Source organism: Falsiphaeobacter marinintestinus (genome assembly GCF_007923355.1).
Lineage (GTDB): Bacteria > Pseudomonadota > Alphaproteobacteria > Rhodobacterales > Rhodobacteraceae > Phaeobacter_A > Phaeobacter_A marinintestinus.
The window spans coordinates 23,537-42,995 of record NZ_VOGO01000017.1 but is presented as its reverse complement, the minus strand read 5'-3'; the positions used below and the strand labels follow the sequence as shown (position 1 = coordinate 42,995).

The window sequence follows — 19,459 nt, the reverse complement described above, 5'->3', positions numbered from 1 at the left end:
TCAGCGCGACGGCATGGCGGCCGGACGTGTTCATGTGACGTCTGACATATCGGGGAAGGTTTAAACGCATTGGGCCGGCCCTGAAACAGGACCGGCCCAAAGTTAGCATGGTAAAGGGATCAGGCGAAAAGCAGTTCGTCCTGATAGAATGTAAGTTCCGGCGCTGATGCAGGTTCGCTTGCGCTTGCCAGCGGGAAATCGAAAGGCGACATGGGGGCCGCAACAGTTTCGCTTCCAATCAGGATCCCGGCACCACCGAATGCCAGACCGGCGACGGTTTCAGCCTTGTGCCAAACTTCGTCGTCCAGGCTTTGTTCTTCCTGTGCGACGAATTCCACAGTTGCCGAGGTGCCGTCGTCCGACATTTCTGTGATCCGCAGCACGGCAGGGTCCCGACCGTTCATGGTGTTCATCGAAGCCGAGACCAGCACATCGGTGCCCAGGCTTGCGTCGAACGTGAACGAGTCGCCATTATGGCCAACCGCGTCTTCCATCGAGAAGGCTTGCGAAGCAACGCCGCCCCAGTCGATCAGGTTGTCAGCACTGGCGGCGTCAATGGCCACCCAGCCAACCACTTCGGCGTCATGGAAGCCGTCGCTGGCTTCTTCTTCCTGAACCGCGAATTCAAACCCGGTCGAGGTGACGTTACGAGCCCGGACAATTGCCCAGTCCATGCCGTTTGCGGTTTGGAGCTGCACCATAACGTTCGGGATTTCGTCGAATTCCTGATCGAACGTAACGGTATGCACACGGCTGGTTGCACCGGCTGTGACATCAACTTCACCGACTTCAACACGGGTGCCGTCATCCAGCGTCCAGTTGCCTTCTTCGAAGGTCAACAGGCTGACAGATTCCGGAACGTGTCCGCCATCAAGATAGTCGGCCTCTTCGGCATACATCGAGACTTCAGAGCTTGTGACATTGGTGATCGTCACGGTTGCCACATCGTTCCCGTTCATCGAGATCGGTGACGCAAAGACCACAGCGTTGCTGAAGGTCGCGCCATCCTGGAAGCCGACCGTCACGCCATTGCTGCTGACGCCGTCAACCTGCTGAACCGTGCCGATATAGTCCGAGATGTATTCGATCACGAGTTGGATGTCATAGATCTTGGCCGAGTCGCTGCGGTCGCCTTTCAGATAGACCGATGTATCGAAATAATCCTGTGTCAGGTTCACGCCATTTGGCGATACAGCGGACAGGATCAGACCTGTGGGCATCGCATCGCCAGAGCCGTACATGCCGTTCACGTCGGACCAGCCTTCGTCGATGATGCCATCGGCGTTCTCGTCCAGACGCGTCGGGTCAATCGACATCCAGCCCATGCTGTTGGCCAGCGGTGAATCGCCTTCCCAGTCCAGCAGGTTCAGGGTGGTGGTGATGAACTCACCGGTTTCATACTTGATGTTGTCGTGCTGGAACGGCGGTTGGCTGTTCTCAATCAGCGGCACTTCAAGACCGGGCAGATCCTGACCGAACTTGTTCGGCGTCAGGCGCCAGCGCGGGCCCGAGACCAGATCGGATTCGTGATAACCTTCTTGCGCGGCTTCTTCTGCGCTGCGGAAGCTGACGAAGTCCTGCTTGTATGGATCATCCGAATACTTGTCATAGGACCATTCGAAGGGCTCACGATCAATGGTGGTGTACCAATCGACGGTATAGCCTTCGGCCAAGTCTGCAGTGTCAAATGGCAGATCGGCGGCTGCATTCAGTTCGGCCAGCGATTCATCTTTAAAGACCGTGCCAATCGGATTGCCGTCTGCGTCTTCGTTGCGATACCCGACAAGAACACCGTCCGGGTTGAACACCGCGATGCCACCGGCGGCCATGTCGACTTCGCCAGCTTCGGTCAGCTTGAAATAGCTGGGCAGCGCATCGCCTTCCCCATTGTAAGAATCCCGGATCGACACCCAAAGTGTGTTTTCGGCATCATCGGGGTCGGTCACGATATAATAGGACGGCAACCGGCCAATCGCGGCTTCGTTTTCATAATCTTCGGGACGAACCTGATCGTTCGGGTTGTTGGTGATGTCGTGGGTGATGACCAGATGCGCCTTGGTGACGATAAAGCCTTCGGCGTCGCCTTCCAGGCTGTCTGCGATGCCATTGTCGTCAGCATCGGCTGTCCACTCTTCCGGCAGGTCCAGATGCACTTCCATGCGGATGTCATTGGGCCGCTTCACGGCTGTGCCCCAGCGATACAGCAGTTTGCCGTCGTCCTTGACCGTCACCGAATAATCCGAGCTATAGGCGATGTCGCTCAGCACGGTTGATTCATTGGGGGCCATCAGGTCTGTAAGATCGGCTTCGCCGCCATATCCGTTCAGCCAGCCATCAACGATGTCGGCCTGTCCATCCATGTCCAGATCGATTGCACCGACCTGAATGGTCTCGGCAACACCGTCGCCGTCTGCGTCATACTCGACGCCAACGGACAGGGTGCGGAACGAGTCCGTTGTGCCGTCGCGGTCAAAATCGATATCGCCATAAATGGCGGGGTTGGTGCCGGCTTCGTTGTTGTCGATGGCCCGCTGCAGCGCTTCGGTCACTTCTTCGACATAAAGGTCGTGCTTGACGCCTTCGACCAAAGACCCGTCAACCTCGCTCAGATGCAGGTCGCGCAGGCGAAGTTCGTCATCCAAAGATCCCAGGGCATCCGGGTCGCCAGGATACATCTGGTCGGACAGAACGCTTGCCATCGTCACATAATGTTCGGTCGACGCTTTCACGGTCGCGCCGCCAAGACCCAATGACCATGTGCCCAACGGCAGGCCGGACAGGAACACATCAGTTGCAGCATTCGACAACGCCAGACCGACAACTTCATCCGGATTTTCTGTGCTAAAAATGTTGCCTGCAAAGCCTTCGCCGAAATCGCCGTCCAGAACCTTGTCTTCGGCCCCCAGGAAGTCAGACACGTAAAAGCCGAATTCGCTGTCGATTCCCGACAGGACGTTGCCGTCCTTGTCCACCATCTGTTCGACAACGGCCCCGTCTGTATCAATGAATGACGGGTCATCTGCATATGTCAGCCCTTCAAACGTCGCCGTTATGTCGTCAAGGCTGAAAGTATGCAGCAGTGATTGAAATTGTATCGCCATGGGGATCTCCTCTCGTACACCAAACTGTTGCAAGAAACGGCACCTAAAAATCTGGTACGCCCTTCCAACAGCAACATTCTCAAGGTGAATGTATCGGTTAAATAGAATGTCTTATTTGACATAGGTCAAGTTTTTATATTCATACTTTCGAATTCTAAATATGTATTTAAATCAGTGCATTATTACGTCAGCGGCGCTCTTCCGCCCAATGCCTCGTCCCAAAGGCCAAGGGGGTGGATTCCCCTTTGGTGTCGATTATCGATGAAGTTGACTGAAATTTGCTCGACCCAGAGGGGGCGAATCGTCTGGTGCGAATCGTGCGCTGGTTGTGGGCCAAAAAGGCCGTGTTCAGGTGCGGATGATCCGTGTCCCACCCTGCGCACAAACGGTCTCGAATCCGGGCGCACAGGTCGCATCCGTAAAGAACAGATCGACGTCCGATATCGACCCGATCCGGGCCGGGGCCGAACGTTTGAACTTGGATGAATCGGCGGCCAGACATACCGTGTCGCTTTGCCGGATGATGGCGTGGCTGACCTCGACCTCTTGCAGGTCGAAATCCAGAATGTCGCCCTGCGTGTTTAACGCCGAACAGCCGATGATGCCGAAATCGAACCGGAACTGTTCGATGGTTTTGGTCGCGAGATACCCGATCAGCCCGCCATCAGACCGGCGCAAGGTGCCACCCGTCACGATCACGTCGATATCGGGGTTGTCGGCCAGAGTGGTGGCGATGTTGATGTTGTTGGTCACCACCAGCAACCCGGTATGGCCAAGCAATTCAGCGGCAATAGCCTCGGTCGTGGTGCCGATGTTCAGAAACAGCGAACAGTCGTTCGGGATGTGGCGCGCACAGGCGCGGGCAATGTCGGCCTTTACGTCATGCATCAGCGCGCGCCGTTCGTCATAGATGATATTCGTGGTGCCCGATGGCAGCACCGCGCCGCCATGCATCCGCTCAAGCTTGCCCTGTTCCGCCAGCTCGGACAGGTCGCGGCGGATCGTTTGGGGGGTCACCCCGAAATGTGCGACCAGCCCGTCGACCGTGACACGCCCCTCGCGCCGCGCAAGGCGGATGATCTCGGGTTTGCGAAGGGTCTGGCTCATCCTGGGTGGCCCTGTCTGTAGGTTCGTTTGCGAAAATTCGCACTCGCACAGCGTGCGTTGAAGATGGTTATGCGAATCTGGATACCAGTTTGCAAGCCCTGGATGTGCGATAAAGTGCCAGTTGAGACGCTGTGTCGATCTGAAATCACCTATTATATCAATGCAGTATTCGATAACGAAAATAAATGAACATATTCGCTTTCGTTTGGGCGCCATTTCTGCGATTTTCCGCCCAAACACGCGCCGCGTTCGGGAGATTCAAATGCAAACGGATTATGACCTGCTGATCATCGGTGGCGGTATCAATGGCTGCGGTATTGCCCGCGACGCCGCCGGGCGCGGGCTGTCGGTGGCGCTGGTCGAAATGAACGATCTTGCCAGCGCAACGTCGTCGTCATCGACAAAACTGTTCCACGGCGGCCTGCGCTATCTTGAGTTTTTTGAGTTCCGTCTGGTTCGCGAGGCCTTGATCGAGCGTGAAACGCTGCTCAAAGCGATGCCGCATATCTCGTGGCCGATGCGCTTTGTGCTGCCCCTGCATCAGGACATGCGGTTCGAAACCACCACGCCGACCTCGCGGTTGCTAAGCATGGTCATGCCATGGATGAAAGGGCGGCGACCTGACTGGCTGATCCGTCTGGGCCTGTTCCTGTATGACCACCTGGGCGGGCGTGACATTCTGCCGGGCACCTCCAGCCTTGATTTGCGCACCAGCGCCGAGGGCGCACCGCTAAAGGACAAATACGAAAAGGCCTATGAATACTCTGACTGCTGGGTCGAGGATTCCCGGCTGGTTGTTCTGAACGCCCGCGATGCGCAGGCGCGCGGCGCGACCATCCTGACCCGCAACAAGGTTGTCAAAGCCACGCCGGGGCAGGGCGGTTGGACAGTTGATATCGAAAACACGCAGACCGGTGATCGGACCACTCTCACCGCCAAGGCGCTGGTTAACGCCGCCGGTCCTTGGGTGGCCGACGTGATGGACGAAGCTCTGGACGTGACACATCAGGCGCAGGTTCGTCTGGTGCGCGGCAGCCATATCGTTGTCAAACGCCAGTACCCGCATGACAAATGCTATTTCTTTCAGGGCACCGATGGCCGCATCACATTTGCAATTCCCTACGAGACCGATTTCACTCTGATCGGCACCACCGATGCCGAACATCACGATCCATCCGTCAAACCCGAATGCACCCCGGCCGAGCGCGATTACCTGATCGATTTCGTGAACCAGTATTTCAAAGCGCCCATCACCGCAGAGGATGTTGTGTGGACTTATTCCGGCGTGCGCCCGCTGTATGATGACGGTGCCAGCAGCGCCACGGCGGCGACGCGGGACTATGTGCTGAAGCTGAACCAAAGCAGCGGGTCCCCGGTGCTCAACGTCTTTGGCGGCAAGATCACCACCTATCGTCGCCTTGCCGAGGGCGCGTTGCGCGAACTGGGCGCGGTATTCGATGGTCTGCCGGGCAACTGGACCGCAGGTGTTCCGCTTCCGGGCGGCGATTTCGAAGTCGATGGGGTGCATGATCTGGTGGCCGAGCTGTCTGCCAGCTATCCGTTCCTGACCCCACGCTGGGCGCTTCGTCTGGTTCGCGCCTATGGGACCGAGGCGCATAGCATGCTGGGCGATGCGGCGTCGGCGCTGGACATGGGAACGGAGTTTGGTGCCTCGCTGACCGAACGCGAAGTGCGGTGGCTGATCGACACAGAATTCGTGACCCAGGCCGACGATGTTCTGTGGCGGCGCAGCAAGCTGGGTCTGCACATGTCCGATGATCAGATCGAAACATTCAGAACATGGATGGCTGACCAAGACGTGTCGTGCACCGACGCGGCTGCGGAATAAGCAGAACGCGCGGTGCAGGTCTGCCCGGCACCGCGCGCGCGCGCATCACAGAAAGACGAAAGTTCCGTCCGCATACATGTCGGCGATTGACAGATCCAGGTCGATATTTCCAAGCGTCAGGAAATGGACAGCGCCGGTATCGGTCTGCAGGTGGAACTCAAGATCGCCATCCACTGACTGCGTCGTGATGCGGCCAAGCAGATCATCGTCGCTGTCTGTCGACGCGGCTCCTTTAATGAAGACGATGCTGTCTTCGGACATGTCGAAGGCGTTCACCCTGTCCGTGCCAAACGCGATATCGTTCGTGTGGATCGCGACCCGATCCGCGCCATCGCCCAGGATAATCGTGTCACTGCCTGCGCCGCCACGGACATAATCGTCGCCGCTGCCGGTGCGGATCGTGTCGTTGCCGCCCGCACCAAAGATGAAATCATCACCAGAACCGGCATTGATGGCATCGTTGCCCAGACCGCCGCGCAGCGTGTCATTTCCGTCGCCGCCCGAAATGTCATCCGCGCCGATCCCACCGTTCAACACGTCGTCAAGGCTCCAACCGACAAGAACGTCATTTCCCGCACCACCGTTGCCCGTGATCGATCCGAACCGGCCAATCAGCGTGTCATCGCCAAACCCGCCATACAGCGTGTTCTGTCCTACGCCACCGTCCAGATAATCGTTGCCGCCGCGGCCATACAGGGTGTCGTTGCCACCGTCGCCGATCAAGTGATCATCGCCGCCATGCCCGTCCAGAACGTCATCGCCTTCAAACCCCAGCGCCAGTTCGTTCTCATCGGTGCCAACAAAAACGTTGTCATTGTCGCCATCGAAAAAGATGTTTTCGGGTGACTCCAGCATCATGTCGCCATCTTCACCGTGGGCCTTTTGCAGGACATCAAGCGCCAGCTTGTTGCCCATGTCATACTGGCTGGAGGCATCAAAATGCAGGCCGTCGACAAAGGTATAGGGCTTGGTGCGGACCAAAGTGACGGTGTCGCGTTCTTCCGAGAACTTGTGCTGGATCTCGCGCACGCCATCCAGTTCTTCGATCAGGTGCTCTTCCGTGGCATGGGTTTCGTCAAGGAAATACATGTCGATCTGCTGTTGCAGTTCGACCTGCAACTGATCGTAGAAATAGTTCAGGTTGGCCTCGTAGGTGTCCAGATACTTGCGATCGCCACCGCCTTGGGACCACATGATTGCTTCAAGCACCGGTACGCCGCCGTCGGCGATGATCGACTCGGCCAAAGCCCAGTAATCATTGACCATGGCTTCGAACAATTCACCTTCGGAGTCGGGATGCCAGTCGGGGAAGTCGAATTCACGTTCCTGAGTGATCGAAGATCCGGCCCATGCGGTTTTCAGAACCACAAAGTTATCGACTCCATTGGCCTGCAGGGTCTTGATGAACCCGTATTCGGGGCCAAAGTTGGCCTCATTTTCAACATCCACCCCCATTTCGGCCCGATTGGCCGGCCGGGTATAACTGTAATAGATGCTTTCCTTGACCTCGGCGCTGTCTTGGAATGTCTCGGCAACCTGCTTGCCGTACATGTTCGACTGTCCCGCGAATATGTAAATTTTGACTTCGTTCGGATCGGCCATGCTCTGCCCTCGTACTCTTACCGACATCCAACCTTGCGCACCCGACTGTCGCCGGGCGTGTGCACAACGCCGGAGTGCTTTTGAATTTTCCCCAAACCAAAGGCGATAACGCGGCCCGAAAACCCTGTTGTCCTGGTGGTGCTACACCCCTGATTGGTGGTGGTACGCGGGCTTTTGAGGCGCGGATCACTTTGAGTGCATTTTTTGAGCATTTTTTGAAACCGGCGTCACCCATGACCCGCCTCCAGGCCATGATCAAGGCGCATCAGCGGGGCCAGACGCGTCATCAAGGGTCTAATAAACCGTCACAAATTTGAAACGTTGGAGGCGTACTGCAAAGCCAACATTCAGGTTGAAAGCTTCTCGAAAAATTTTGCAATGATCGGCAGCCACCGCCCTGTGCCGGTCACTTATGAATTGTCACCAACGCCTGAATTCGGGCTTTTCAACACATCGGGCGGCCCATCCGTGGGTCGCCCTATTTGTTGTTGTATCGATCCGCCACATTGACCGGCCTGGTCACAGGCATACAGTCTGACATCATATCTGGGACTCTGGCCATGCGACCTGACAAAAAGTCCGACTACTCCTTTCACGACGATACTTCGGTGCCGACTTTTGATGATGCACGTATCCTGCTGGTCATGGATGGTGCATGTGCCTTATGTTCCGGTGCGGCACGCCGGATCGCCGCAATGGACCGCGAGGATCAGATACGCATCACCCCGGCCAACAGTATTTTGGGTCGGGCGTTGCTTGTTCACTATGGCCTGGACCCGGACGACCCGGAAAGCTGGCTCATGATCCGCGACGGGCGCGCCTTCGGGTCATTGGACGCCATGATACGGCTGGGTGGCCAATTGCATCCTGCGCTCGGGGTGATGAAGGTCATGCGGATACTTCCGCTGCCGGTTCAAGACTGGCTGTATACCCGGCTGGCCCGTAACCGTTATCGACTGTTCGGCAAGGCCGATCTGTGCGCCCTGCCAGACGCCGACCTCAGGCATCGGCTGATCGAATGACCACGGTCTATGCCCGATTGTTGGGCACGCGGCTGGCACAGCTGTCGGATGACCTGCAAGCCGTTCACATGACGCACGGACGCTTTTGCGGGCGCATCACCGTGTCGGTTTCGCAGAACCCGGTACTGCGTCACGCCGCCGGGCTGGCCGGGTTTCCGCCCGCCACGGACGATGCACCGTTTGTCTTTTCGACGCATCCCGACGGGAAAGCCGATATCTGGACCCGCCAGATCGGAGCAACCGTCATGACCTCGCGATTGTGGATCACCGATGACGGTCTGCTTGCAGAGAAAATGGGTGCGGTCACAGCGATCTCAGCGCTCCTGATCACGCCTGACGGCGGGTTGGCTCTGCAACTGAGGCGTTTTCAGGCTTTGGGCTGCCCAATCCCCTTTGCAGCGGCACCCCGGGTGCGTGCCACCGAACGCGGGCAAGGTGGGGCCTATCGGTTTGATGTCGCCATCGGATTGCCGATCCTGCGGTCAAATCTGGTGCACTACAGGGGCCACCTGTCAATCTGATCCGCGCAGGCGCGGCGTGCCGATCTGGTCTGGCCCGACGCCAAACTCTGGCGCAGGTCGGTTTTGTTCCCAATTGCGTCGGATGACCTTGGGCCGAAAAGCGCGCCTTTGTCATAAAGCTTTCAAAAGAGACTCAAAGACCGGAGAGCGGCCCCATGAAAACCCAAGTCAAAGCGCTTGTTGTCGGCGGCGGTGCCGTTGGTACGTCGATTGCCTATCATCTGGCCAAAGCTGGCTGGGACGATGTGATGCTGCTGGAGCGGGACGAGCTGACCTCGGGGTCGACATGGCACGCCGCCGGTCTGCTGCCGCTGTTCAACATGTCGTTTGCGACCACGCACATTCACAAATACTCGGTCGATTTCTACAAATCGCTGGAAGAAGAAACCGGTCTGAACGCCGGCTTCGCCGTTGTCGGCAACCTGCGCATGGCGCAGACGGACGAGCGTATGGATGAATACATGCTCTATGCCTCGACCGCCGAAACCTGCGAAGTGCCTTATGAATGGCTGACCCCGGATCAGATCAAGGAACGCTGGCCGCTGATCCGCACCGATGACCTGAAGGGTGCACTGTATCACCACACCGATGGCTATATTAACCCCGCCGATGTGACGCAGGCGATGGCCAAGGGCGCGCGCCAGCGCGGCGTGATGATCGAACGCAAATGGCAGGCCGATGCCTTCCACTGGAATGGCTCTGCGTGGGAGGTCACCTGTTCCAAGATGGTCGAAAAGGGCGGCAACCTTGTGGCCAGTGACGAACAGATCGTCATCACGGCAGAACATGTTGTTACCGCATCCGGAAACCACGCGCAGCGCACCGCCAAGATGCTGGGCATCAAGATGCCCGCGATCCCGGTCGAACATCAGTTCATCGTCATGGATCAGGACCCCGAGCTGATCAAATACCGCGCCGAAGGTGGCATCGAACATCCCGTTGTCCGTGATGCCGATGCGCAATCTTACGTGCGCGAAGAACGCGGCGGCTGGATTCTGGGTGTATATGAGAAAAACGCACCTGCCTGCTTTGAGTATGGCGTGCCCGACAGCTTCCGCGCCGATCTGTTCCCGCTGGATCTGGAACGGATCGAAAGCCAGTACATGGCGATGATCCACCGCGTGCCCTCCTGCGAGGAAAGCGGCCTAAAGGACGACTTTAACGGCCCGATCTGCTATACGCCTGACGGCAACCCGCTGGTTGGCCCGGCTCCGGGCCTGCGTAACATGTGGCTGGCCGAAGGGTTTTCGTTTGGCATCACGGCGGCGGGCGGCACCGGCTATTACCTCGCCCAGATGATGGTCGATGGCGAGGCCGAGATCGACATGGCGTCGCTTGATCCCAAGCGCTACGGCGATTGGATGACCACCGAATACGCCGCGCGCAAGAACGAAGAATGTTATGACCACGTCTATATCCTGCACCACCCGGACGAAGAACGCCCCGCCTGCCGACCGCTGCGCACTGCCCCCGCCTATGGCCGCCAAAAGGCGCTGGGCGCGCAATTCGGTCTGGTCAACGGCTGGGAACGTCCGAACTATTACGCGCCCATGGGCTTTAACGACCACGACAGCCGCAGCTTCCGCCGTGGCGGCTGGTGGCAATACGCCGTGGACGAGGCCAAGGCGATCCGCGAAAACGTCGGCCTGATCGACGCCACCGCCTTTACCAAACATGTGGTCAAAGGCCCCGGCGCGACTGCGTTTCTGGATTGGTTCACCTGCAACAAGCTGCCGAAAGTGGGCCGGATCAACCTGACATATGCGCTGACCGCCGCTGGCACCACGCGCACCGAATACACCATCGTGCGTCTGGATGAGGATGAGTATTACCTTGTCTCGGCCGGTGCGTGGACGGCTTACGATGCAGATTTCCTTAAGAAGGCGGCTGCAGATAAGGCTGGCGAATTCGGTTATATCGAGATTCAGGACGTCACCACCCAATGGGGCGTCTTTGCCATCGCCGGGCCAAAATCGCGCGACGTGCTGAACGAGATCGTCAAGGATGCCGACCCATCCACCGTGCTGTCGAACAAGCGGTTCCCATGGCTGACCATGCGCAACATCGAACTGGGCATGTGCCCGGTGCGCGCCATCCGTGTGGCCTATACAGGTGAGCTGGGTTGGGAACTGCACCACCCGATCGAGATGCAGAATTACCTGTGGGACCAACTGACCGCTGCCGGCGAAAAACACGGTATGAAACTGGTCGGGGCCCGCGCCCAGAACTGGCTGCGCCAGGAAAAATCCTATCGCGCCTTTGGCACCGAACTGGGCCGCGACGCCACCCCGGTCGAAGCCGACCTGCCGCGCTTTATCGACCTGTCCAAAGAGTTTCACGGCAAAGACGCAATGCAGGCGCAAGGCGTGCGCTCAAAATGCGTCACCCTGCTGATCGATGGGCCGGACGATGCCGACCCGTGGGGCCGCGAGGCGCTGTATGATGGTGACACCAAAGTTGGCCGGCTGACCTCGGGCGGGTATTCGGTGCATTTCGGGAAATCGATTGGGATGGGCTATGTCTCGCCTGACCTCGCCGAACCGGGTACAAAGCTGAAAGTCAAAATGCTGAATCAGCTTTGGGACGCCGAAATCGTGCAGGACAGCCCCTATGATCCAAAGAACGAAACCATCCGAAAAGACGGTTGACCGGCGCGGCCTTGGCGTCTTGCTGCTGGCCCTGATCGCAGGGCTGGCGCTGGCCGCCACGGTATCATGGCGCACCAATCCGCTGCCTGAAAAGGCGGCGGATTATGCCCGGCAAGTCGCCACCGCAAGCGCGGGTATCTATGTATCCCTGCGCACGGTGAACGCTTTCCTCTCTGCCGCGCAAGAGGTCGAAGTGGGGGGATCACTGGTGGTTTCGGGCACCGTGCAGCCGCTCAAAACGTTGGAACCCATTGACGACACAATCGAACGCATCGCTTCGCTGGTGTTCACGACCATGGTCTTCACCGGCTTGCTGGCCGTGGCGATGGGGCCGGTGTCCGCAGTGGGGGCAGCGCTTATTTTCGGGGCTCTGACCCTGTGGATTGCAGACCGGCTGATCGGGCGGAAGGATTTGATCGTTGTGATGGCGCGACGGCTCAGCTGGTACGGGGCATTTCTGGCGATTGCCTTGCCCGGTGCCTTCCTGCTCAGCTCATTGGTGGCGGACAGCCTGACCCAGCAAGTCTGGGCCGAGAATAACGTCATCATCCAAGAGATCACGGCCCCGATTGATCTAGAGGACGCGGACGCAACCAGCGGGCTTTGGCAGGTTGTCGAAACCGCTGACGACTATCGCGAGTTGGCCAAAAATATCTATGAACGGGCCGACGCATTGATCGGCAGCTATATCGCCATCCTTGCGGTATTTCTGTTCAAGATCATGGTTTTACCGCTCTTGCTGACCGGCGCCTTCTTCATCGCGGCGCGGTTCTTCGCCGGGCAGGACACGTCACGCTAGCGCAGGCGGGCGATCAAAGGTCGCCCGCCCCAGCTGTTACTTGCGCCCGAAATCATCCGTCGAGATCGCGCCGTCGCCGGTTGTGTCGATTGTCGCAAACCAATCGGCGGTCCTTTCAACGAATTCAGCTTTTGAGACTGCTCCGTCGCCGTCTACGTCATTGAAGCCACGCTGCAAGCCCGCGCCGACCGTCTTCATATGTCCCGCCCCATGACCACCGGCATTGGCGTCCATATCGGCTTTGCGGGTTTCGTCAAACCGGTCGTATTCGGCACTGTCCAGCGTGTCGTTTTCATCCTGATCGAACATATAGAAGATATCCGCGCGCTTTTCTTCGGCCTCGGCCAGGGTCACCTGACCATCCCCGTCAAGATCCCAGTTTTCGACAAAATGCGCGCCGGGTTTTCCAGCGCCATGGCTGTCGGCAAGGGCAACACTAGCACCAAAGGCAAGCGCAGCGGTGGTGATAAGCAAAGTCTTCATTCGGTCATCCTCCAAAACGGCAGCGGGGCTGGGGGCAATCAGGCCTGCGTCAGTTCATCAAAGCATTCCAACGCCTTGGCCGCATACATCATCGACGGGCCACCGCCCATCTGGATGCACATACCCAGCACATCAGCGATCTCTTCGCGGGTGGCGCCGACCTTGATCAGCGTCGCGATATGCAACGTGATACAGGGTTCGCAGCGATCTGCGACCGCAATGCCCAACGCCACAAATTCCTTGGTCTTAAGGTCCAGCGTGCCGCCGTCCTTGACGGCCTTGCCCAGACCACCAAAGGCGCGGGCCGTGTCGGGGATGGCCCCGTTCAGATTTTTCAACCCGGCCCGCGTGGTGTCCAGCTTGTCTTTCCAGCTCATCGTCAGATCCTTGTCCTGCAAATATTCAGTTATTTGCAGGTTAAAGACCACGCAACCGCGGACGAGACTTTGATCCTGATCAGAAACCCGGTTTTTTCGCGATCAGCGCCAGATTGTTTGCCGGCATTTCGATCACTTCGACCATATCCAACCCGGCCGCCTGCATCAGATCCATGATGTCGAAATCATCCTTGTACCCGATGGCAGGGTCACTGGCGGACAGGCTGGCATGGAACCGCGCATCGCCATCACTGGTCAGCTCACCGCCGCGCATGAACGGCCCATAGACAACGAACCGTCCTTCAGGGGTCAGGGCCTGTGCGGCCTCGGCGATCAGGCTTTGCACATCCGCCATCGGGATCAGGTGCAGCAGGTTGACCAGCACGATCAGATCACGCGGCCCAAGGTCATTGGCCCATCCCGGACGGGCGGCATTCAGCGCCACGGCGGGCGACAGGTTGCTCAAACCGGACTCGGCCACATAGGCGTCGATGCTGGCGCGCCGGTCTGCGGCCAGTTCGGTGGGCTGCCAATGAACGCCGGGCAAGCGCCGCGCGTATTCAACGATATGCTGCCCTGTGCCGCTGGCGATTTCCAGCGCGCGGCCCCCGGCGGGGGCCACATCGGCGATCAGGTCACAGATCGGCACCATGTTCCGTTCCGCTGATGGCGCGACCAGTTTGACGCCCTCACCGGGCAGGGCAAGGCTGGCGATTTCGGTCTTGGGGGCATCGGTCATCGGGTCATTCCTTTGGAAGTTCCGGCACTGTGCCATGCCACTGCAGAACCGGAAAGACCGGAACTTGGCCCGCCGGGGAATTGCCATGTTGCCAAGTCGCGCCAAACTTCCTACGCCAGAGGAAAGCCCGCGCATATTTCGCGCTGCGGCACATCGCAGGGAGACCCCAGTGGACAGCACAACCATCCACCCGCTCGCGCCCGAGCACTTACCCAGCTACATTGCTGCCGCAGACGGCAGCGATCATCTGTTCACCTTCATGACGGTGTTCACCATCGCCCTGATCCTGGGGATCGGTATTCTTTACATGACTCTGCATGCGATGCCCGAACGGATGGCGCATGACTCCAACCATTCCCAGATGCAGGTGGTGGGTATTCTCGCGCTGCTGGCGCTGTTTACCCATAATAACATGTTCTGGATCATCGCAATTCTGGTCGCGGCCTTCCGCGCGCCGGACTTCATGACACCGCTCACGTCGATTTCGCAATCGCTGGCCTCCATGGCCGGACGACTGACCACCCCGATGGAGCCTGTTGCGAAATCCATGCCAGTGGAGGAACCACCAGCGCCAACGCCTGCCACAGAATCCGAGACCGAAACGGAGGCACGCTCCGATGCTTGAGACCCTGATCTGTGCCTGCTTCACGCTGTTGCCCGACTATTTGTTCCGCCGCTATGGGCAGGGCAAACGCATCGGGCATGAAATCACCTTCTTTACCATGTGGTACGAACTGCGCTGGGGCCTTGTGACCTGTTTCATGGCCACGACCACGGTCATCACATTGTTGTTCTACTTCCACCCCTCTACCACGTCGGTTGCGTCCTATTTCCGGACCGTCACCATCCTGCCGCAGGCGGGGGGGCGCGTGGACGAAGTCTATATCATCAACAATCAGGTCGTTCAGGCGGGCGATAAGATCTTCCGCCTCGATGCCTCAAGTCAGCAAGCGGCGGTGGATGCCGCTCAGCGCAAGGTGGAAGAGGTCGAAGCGTCGATCGAAATCTCGGATTCCCAGATCACTGCGGCGCAGGCGGCGGTGGATCAGGCGCAGGCGGCCTATGATCTGGTCGAAGCCGATTACAAACGCAACAAGGAACTTCTTGACCGGAACTCGCCCGCCGCCAACCCGGCCGAGGTGGATCGTCAGGCCAGCCGCCTGCAGGAACGCGAAGGCCAGCTTGATGCTGCCAACGCCAATCTGGAAGCGGTGCAAGAGAACATTGAAATCCTGTTGCCTGCACAAAAGGCCAGCGCCGAAGCCACACTGGAGCAGGCTCAGGCCGAGTTGGATAAAACCCTGGTGGTCGCCGGTGTTACGGGGCGTGTTGAGCAGTTCAACCTGCAGGTCGGCGACTTTGTCAGCCCGGTCCTGCGCCCGGCGGGCATCCTTGTGCCGACCGAATCCGGGCATCAAAGGTTTCAGGCCGGGTTCAACCAGCTTGCCGCGGGGGTTCTGAAGCCCGGAATGGTGGCCGAGATGGGCTGCCTTGCCAAACCCTATCAGATCATTCCGATGATCGTGGTGGCCGTACAAGACGTGATCCCGTCGGGCCAGTTCCGCCCCAGCGACCGCCTGCTGGATCCGCAGAATAACGTCCAGCCGGGGTCAATCACCGCGTTTCTTGAGCCGCTCTACAAAGACGGCATCGGCCATCTGCCACCCGGCAGCACCTGTATCGCCAACGCCTATACCTCAAATTATGAGCTGCTTGAAAGCGGCGATGTCAGTGGGGGTCGGCGAATTTTCCTGCATGTGATCGACACCATTGGCGTGGTGCACGCTGCTGGCCTGCGCTTGCGTATGCTGCTGCTGCCAGTGACGACATTGGTGTTCTCTGGCAGTCATTAATCTTATGTGCGCCAATCTCGTTAAACGGGATTGGCGCGCAACTATAGCGTGAAACTGCCGGTTTCAGCGCTCGATGGGTACACAACAGTGTGTTTCGCGGTCAAATCGTAGAAACGAATCAACTACAAGCCGCCCAAATGTGTTAACACCTCGTTAAGTCGACGCAGTTTTTGAGGCGTCACCTTGTTGTGTGCCGGATCTGTTCGTCCAAATTTGTCTGATGAAGTATTTTGTTCGGTGGCGACCATGTTAAATCTGACACCTGCACGCGTCGGCCTGTCGCCAATTTGATTTTGCCAACAGCCAGACCCGATTGAACCATGACACAGCCAATACTGCCCTTCCTCTTCCGCCCCTATGTGCGCCACGAATTCCCCGGTTGGGGGCCCTTGTCGCACAGCCTTGGGATTCTGGGCGTCGACAACACGGACCCGCAATGGCGTCAGGCCGGAACCCGCCAGACCCGCAACAAGCGGACCGGGATGTTGATGGAACTGGATCTGAGCGATGACGTCGAACGCGAGTCCTATTTTCTGGGCCGCTATTACGACATCGAAATCCAGATGCTTTTGGACGTGCTTCTGAAACCTGGCGACACCTGCATCGATGTGGGGGCCAATATCGGCAATTTCGCGATGTATGCCGTGCACTGCGTCGGCTCAACGGGCCATGTGATCGCCTTTGAACCGCAGCCCGACTGTTGCCGCAAGATTGACCGCCACATTGCCATCAACGATCTGAGCAATGTCGATCTGCACAACCTCGCACTTGGCGCCATGCCCGGCAGCCTTGAGCTTCACGTGCTGGGCGGAGGGTCGATCATGGCAACGCTGGCCATTGACCCGGAAGTCGACACCAACATACGCGAAACCATCGAAGTGCCGGTTGCACGGGGCGATGATGTCCTGCCGCAGCATCTGTCGGGCGACGTGCTGCTGAAGATCGATGTCGAAGGCTTTGAATTGTTTGCAATGATGGGGATGAGTGACACCATCACCCGCCACAAACCCGCCATCCTGCTGGAAGTCGAAGACCGCTATCTGAAACGCGCCGGTACGTCGGTTCGCGACTTGTTCACATGGCTGCAGGATCGCGGTTACCAAGCCTGGGACGTCGCCACCACTCACAGCACACTGACCGGTCATCGGCTGACCCTTGGCCCGGTGCCAGACCTTGCGGCGTTCCATGCCATCGACGGCACACCAGACCTGTTGTGGCTGCACAAAGACCAGACGACGTTCGACCCCTCCGGGTTCTCGGCCTGACACCACCACTCACGGACCCATAAAAAAAGCCCGGCAATCGCCGGGCTTTTTCGTTTCCACAGTCCCGAAGCTTACTGCGGGATGTCGCCTTCAAGGCCTTCAACATAGAAGTTCATGCCAGCCAGCGTGCCGTCATCTGCGGTCTCGCCGTCGCCCAGCCAGTCGCTGCCGTCCTGCTTTTTCAGGGGGCCGGTGAACGGGCTGTACTCACCCGACGCAATCGCGTCTTTCAGGGCCAGCGCCTCGGCTTTGACGTCTGCGGGCACCGCATCCGAAATCTCGCCGATGCCAACCATGCCAGCGCCGATGCCGTCCCATGTGTTCGTGCTGGTCCAGGTGCCATCCATGACGGCCTTGGTGCGCGCGATATAATAGGGGGCCCAGTCGTCAATGATCGAGCTTACCCGCGGGAACGGCGCGTATTCGGACATGTCCGATGCCTGACCGAATGTGATGACATTGCCCGCAGCCTTGGCCGCTGCCTGTGGTGCGGTCGAGTCAGTGTGTTGCAGAACGACATCCGCGCCCTGTTCGATCAACGCCTTGGCTGCGTCAGCCTCTTTGGCCGGATCAAACCATGTGTAGGCCCAGATGATCTTGAACTGAACGTCAGGGTTCACCTTCTTGGCATGGATATAGGCCGAATTGATGCCCCGGATCACTTCGGGAATCGGGAACGACGCGATATAGCCGACGATGTTCGACTTGGTCATTTTTCCGGCGATATGGCCCTGAACGGCGCGGCCTTCATAAAAGCGTGCCGAATAGACCGACACGTTGTCGGCAGTCTTGTACCCGGTGGCGTGCTCAAATTTCACTTTCGGAAATTTCTTAGCGACGTTGACCGTCTGATCCATGTATCCGAACGAGGTGGTGAAAATCAGGTCCGCGCCCTGCAGCGCCATCTGTGTGATCACGCGCTCGGCGTCGGGGCCTTCGGCGACGTTTTCGACATAGACGGTTTCGACCTTGTCACCGAATTCTTCGACAACGGCCTTGCGGCCCTGATCGTGCTCATAGGTCCAGCCGCCATCGCCGACGGGCCCGACATAGACAAAGCCGACCTTGGTCGTGTCAGCCATGGCCCCGGTGGCCAGACCCAGCGCCAGCGCGACGCCGGCAAGAAGAGAAGTGCGTTTCATTAAGATCCCCTTTGTTGGTTTCTTTGGCCCCTAGTGCGAGGCATGGAATATGCGCCCCAGCGAGGCCGGTGCGCTGCTTTTATCTGCAGACAGGATCACCAGCACGAGGATGGTGATAATGTAGGGCGACATTGCCAGATACTCGACCGGAATGGCAACGCCCGCTGCCTGAAGGTTAAGCTGCAAAACGGTAATACCGCCAAAAAGATAGGCACCCAGCAGGACGCGCCATGGCTTCCAGCTGGCAAACACCACCAGCGCCAACGCGATCCAGCCGATTCCGGCCGTCATGCCTTCGGTCCACTGCGGCACCCGGATCAGGCTGATATAGGCACCACCCAGCCCCGCACAGGCCCCGCCAAACATGATCGCCATGATCCGGATTCGCACCACCTTGTACCCCAGCGCATGGGCGGCATCGTGGTTTTCCCCCACAGCGCGCAGGATCAGGCCCACCCGCGTGTATTTCAGCGTGGCCCAGACCGCCGCGACAATCATTATCCCAAGATAGAGAATCAGATCATGCGAAAACACGATCGGCCCGATCACCGGAATATCGCTTAAGATCGGGATGTACAGATCGGGCGTCGCAGGCGGTTTCACCCCGACATAGCTTTGCCCCATCAGCGAACTGATTCCCAACCCGAACAGCGTCAGCGCCAGCCCGCTCGCCACCTGATTGGCCAGCGCCACCTGCGTCAGAATCACGAACAGCAGCGACAGCACCGCGCCGCCCACGGCCGAGGCCAGAAACCCCAGCCACGGCGACCCGGTCTCAACCGCAATGGAGAAACCGCTGATCGCGCCCACGATCATCATGCCTTCGACGCCCAGGTTCAGCACACCGGCCTTTTCAACGACCAGCTCGCCCACGGCGGCCAGCAACAACGGAGTCGCCGCCACCATCAGCGAAGCGATCAGAAGGATCGGATTGATTGCGCTCAGATCCAT

At 58.5% G+C, this 19,459-nt stretch carries 16 protein-coding genes; 8 read left to right on the top strand and 8 right to left on the bottom strand.

The window, feature by feature from the left end:
* Window positions 1–119 precede the first annotated feature (119 nt).
* Complete coding sequence (locus FOY56_RS21845; protein WP_146348278.1) at window positions 120–3,101, bottom strand: H-type lectin domain-containing protein; 2,982 nt, start codon at window positions 3,099–3,101, stop codon at window positions 120–122.
* A 348-nt stretch (window positions 3,102–3,449) separates the two neighbouring features.
* Complete coding sequence (locus FOY56_RS21840; protein ID WP_146348277.1) at window positions 3,450–4,208, bottom strand: DeoR/GlpR family DNA-binding transcription regulator; 759 nt, start codon at window positions 4,206–4,208, stop codon at window positions 3,450–3,452.
* A gap of 262 nt (window positions 4,209–4,470) precedes the next feature.
* On the opposite strand from FOY56_RS21840, the gene glpD reads away from it, so the two are divergent.
* Window positions 4,471–6,057, top strand: a complete 1,587-nt coding sequence (glpD, locus tag FOY56_RS21835; RefSeq protein WP_146348276.1) for a glycerol-3-phosphate dehydrogenase — start codon at window positions 4,471–4,473, stop codon at window positions 6,055–6,057.
* A gap of 45 nt (window positions 6,058–6,102) precedes the next feature.
* On the opposite strand, the gene FOY56_RS21830 is transcribed toward glpD, so the two are convergent.
* Window positions 6,103–7,659, bottom strand: coding sequence for a sialate O-acetylesterase (locus FOY56_RS21830; protein ID WP_186766429.1), 1,557 nt, complete (start codon window positions 7,657–7,659; stop codon window positions 6,103–6,105).
* Window positions 7,660–8,219: 560 nt separating this feature from the next.
* Here FOY56_RS21830 and FOY56_RS21825 point away from each other — a divergent pair.
* The 4 genes from FOY56_RS21825 to FOY56_RS23705 all read left to right on the top strand — a co-directional run bounded on the left by FOY56_RS21825 (window position 8,220) and on the right by FOY56_RS23705 (window position 12,649).
* The gene (locus FOY56_RS21825; protein ID WP_146348274.1) at window positions 8,220–8,681 is read left to right on the top strand and encodes a thiol-disulfide oxidoreductase DCC family protein; all 462 of its coding nucleotides are present in this window, start codon (window positions 8,220–8,222) and stop codon (window positions 8,679–8,681) included.
* Window positions 8,678–9,202 carry a DUF4166 domain-containing protein gene (locus tag FOY56_RS21820; protein WP_146348273.1) on the top strand — a complete coding sequence of 175 codons (525 nt, stop codon included), beginning with the start codon at window positions 8,678–8,680 and terminating at the stop codon, window positions 9,200–9,202. The genes FOY56_RS21825 and FOY56_RS21820 overlap by 4 nt, the downstream gene beginning before the upstream one ends.
* Before the next feature lie 155 nt (window positions 9,203–9,357).
* Window positions 9,358–11,850 (top strand): GcvT family protein, encoded by a 2,493-nt coding sequence (locus tag FOY56_RS21815; RefSeq protein WP_146348272.1) that lies wholly within the window; start codon window positions 9,358–9,360, stop codon window positions 11,848–11,850.
* Window positions 11,813–12,649, top strand: coding sequence for a hypothetical protein (locus FOY56_RS23705; protein WP_186766428.1), 837 nt, complete (start codon window positions 11,813–11,815; stop codon window positions 12,647–12,649). Before FOY56_RS21815 ends, FOY56_RS23705 begins: the two co-directional genes overlap by 38 nt.
* A gap of 36 nt (window positions 12,650–12,685) precedes the next feature.
* Here the strand turns inward: FOY56_RS23705 and FOY56_RS21805 are convergent, their stop codons facing one another.
* The 3 genes from FOY56_RS21805 to FOY56_RS21795 form a co-directional block, all read right to left on the bottom strand.
* Window positions 12,686–13,132: an EF-hand domain-containing protein gene (locus FOY56_RS21805; RefSeq protein WP_146348270.1), complete on the bottom strand. Its 447-nt coding sequence runs from the start codon at window positions 13,130–13,132 to the stop codon at window positions 12,686–12,688.
* A gap of 38 nt (window positions 13,133–13,170) precedes the next feature.
* On the bottom strand, window positions 13,171–13,509 hold the full coding sequence (locus FOY56_RS21800; RefSeq protein ID WP_146348269.1) for a carboxymuconolactone decarboxylase family protein: 339 nt from the start codon (window positions 13,507–13,509) through the stop codon (window positions 13,171–13,173).
* A 79-nt stretch (window positions 13,510–13,588) separates the two neighbouring features.
* Window positions 13,589–14,248, bottom strand: coding sequence for a DUF938 domain-containing protein (locus FOY56_RS21795; RefSeq protein WP_146348268.1), 660 nt, complete (start codon window positions 14,246–14,248; stop codon window positions 13,589–13,591).
* A 169-nt stretch (window positions 14,249–14,417) separates the two neighbouring features.
* On the opposite strand from FOY56_RS21795, the gene FOY56_RS21790 reads away from it, so the two are divergent.
* From FOY56_RS21790 to FOY56_RS21780, 3 genes are all read left to right on the top strand, one after another.
* A complete protein-coding gene (locus tag FOY56_RS21790) occupies window positions 14,418–14,873 on the top strand; it encodes a hypothetical protein (protein ID WP_186766427.1) in 456 nt (151 codons plus the stop codon).
* The gene (locus FOY56_RS21785) at window positions 14,866–16,101 is read left to right on the top strand and encodes an HlyD family secretion protein (RefSeq protein WP_146348267.1); all 1,236 of its coding nucleotides are present in this window, start codon (window positions 14,866–14,868) and stop codon (window positions 16,099–16,101) included. The genes FOY56_RS21790 and FOY56_RS21785 overlap by 8 nt, the downstream gene beginning before the upstream one ends.
* A gap of 320 nt (window positions 16,102–16,421) precedes the next feature.
* Window positions 16,422–17,366 (top strand): FkbM family methyltransferase, encoded by a 945-nt coding sequence (locus tag FOY56_RS21780; RefSeq protein ID WP_146348266.1) that lies wholly within the window; start codon window positions 16,422–16,424, stop codon window positions 17,364–17,366.
* Window positions 17,367–17,437: 71 nt separating this feature from the next.
* Here the strand turns inward: FOY56_RS21780 and FOY56_RS21775 are convergent, their stop codons facing one another.
* On the bottom strand, window positions 17,438–18,508 hold the full coding sequence (locus FOY56_RS21775) for a BMP family ABC transporter substrate-binding protein (RefSeq protein ID WP_146348265.1): 1,071 nt from the start codon (window positions 18,506–18,508) through the stop codon (window positions 17,438–17,440).
* Window positions 18,509–18,538: 30 nt separating this feature from the next.
* On the bottom strand, window positions 18,539–19,459 hold the full coding sequence (locus tag FOY56_RS21770) for an ABC transporter permease (RefSeq protein WP_146348264.1): 921 nt from the start codon (window positions 19,457–19,459) through the stop codon (window positions 18,539–18,541).

What these genes read in the sequence shown, in the direction of transcription:
- FOY56_RS21845 (WP_146348278.1), bottom strand. Translation starts at nt 3,101, where the DNA reads ATGGCGATACAATTTCAATCACTGCTGCATACTTTCAGCCTTGACGAC.
- FOY56_RS21840 (WP_146348277.1), bottom strand. Translation starts at nt 4,208, where the DNA reads ATGAGCCAGACCCTTCGCAAACCCGAGATCATCCGCCTTGCGCGGCGC.
- glpD (WP_146348276.1), top strand. Translation starts at nt 4,471, where the DNA reads ATGCAAACGGATTATGACCTGCTGATCATCGGTGGCGGTATCAATGGC.
- FOY56_RS21830 (WP_186766429.1), bottom strand. Translation starts at nt 7,659, where the DNA reads ATGGCCGATCCGAACGAAGTCAAAATTTACATATTCGCGGGACAGTCG.
- FOY56_RS21825 (WP_146348274.1), top strand. Translation starts at nt 8,220, where the DNA reads ATGCGACCTGACAAAAAGTCCGACTACTCCTTTCACGACGATACTTCG.
- FOY56_RS21820 (WP_146348273.1), top strand. Translation starts at nt 8,678, where the DNA reads ATGACCACGGTCTATGCCCGATTGTTGGGCACGCGGCTGGCACAGCTG.
- FOY56_RS21815 (WP_146348272.1), top strand. Translation starts at nt 9,358, where the DNA reads ATGAAAACCCAAGTCAAAGCGCTTGTTGTCGGCGGCGGTGCCGTTGGT.
- FOY56_RS23705 (WP_186766428.1), top strand. Translation starts at nt 11,813, where the DNA reads ATGATCCAAAGAACGAAACCATCCGAAAAGACGGTTGACCGGCGCGGC.
- FOY56_RS21805 (WP_146348270.1), bottom strand. Translation starts at nt 13,132, where the DNA reads ATGAAGACTTTGCTTATCACCACCGCTGCGCTTGCCTTTGGTGCTAGT.
- FOY56_RS21800 (WP_146348269.1), bottom strand. Translation starts at nt 13,509, where the DNA reads ATGAGCTGGAAAGACAAGCTGGACACCACGCGGGCCGGGTTGAAAAAT.
- FOY56_RS21795 (WP_146348268.1), bottom strand. Translation starts at nt 14,248, where the DNA reads ATGACCGATGCCCCCAAGACCGAAATCGCCAGCCTTGCCCTGCCCGGT.
- FOY56_RS21785 (WP_146348267.1), top strand. Translation starts at nt 14,866, where the DNA reads ATGCTTGAGACCCTGATCTGTGCCTGCTTCACGCTGTTGCCCGACTAT.
- FOY56_RS21780 (WP_146348266.1), top strand. Translation starts at nt 16,422, where the DNA reads ATGACACAGCCAATACTGCCCTTCCTCTTCCGCCCCTATGTGCGCCAC.
- FOY56_RS21775 (WP_146348265.1), bottom strand. Translation starts at nt 18,508, where the DNA reads ATGAAACGCACTTCTCTTCTTGCCGGCGTCGCGCTGGCGCTGGGTCTG.
- FOY56_RS21770 (WP_146348264.1), bottom strand. Translation starts at nt 19,459, where the DNA reads ATGGATCTGAGCGCAATCAATCCGATCCTTCTGATCGCTTCGCTGATG.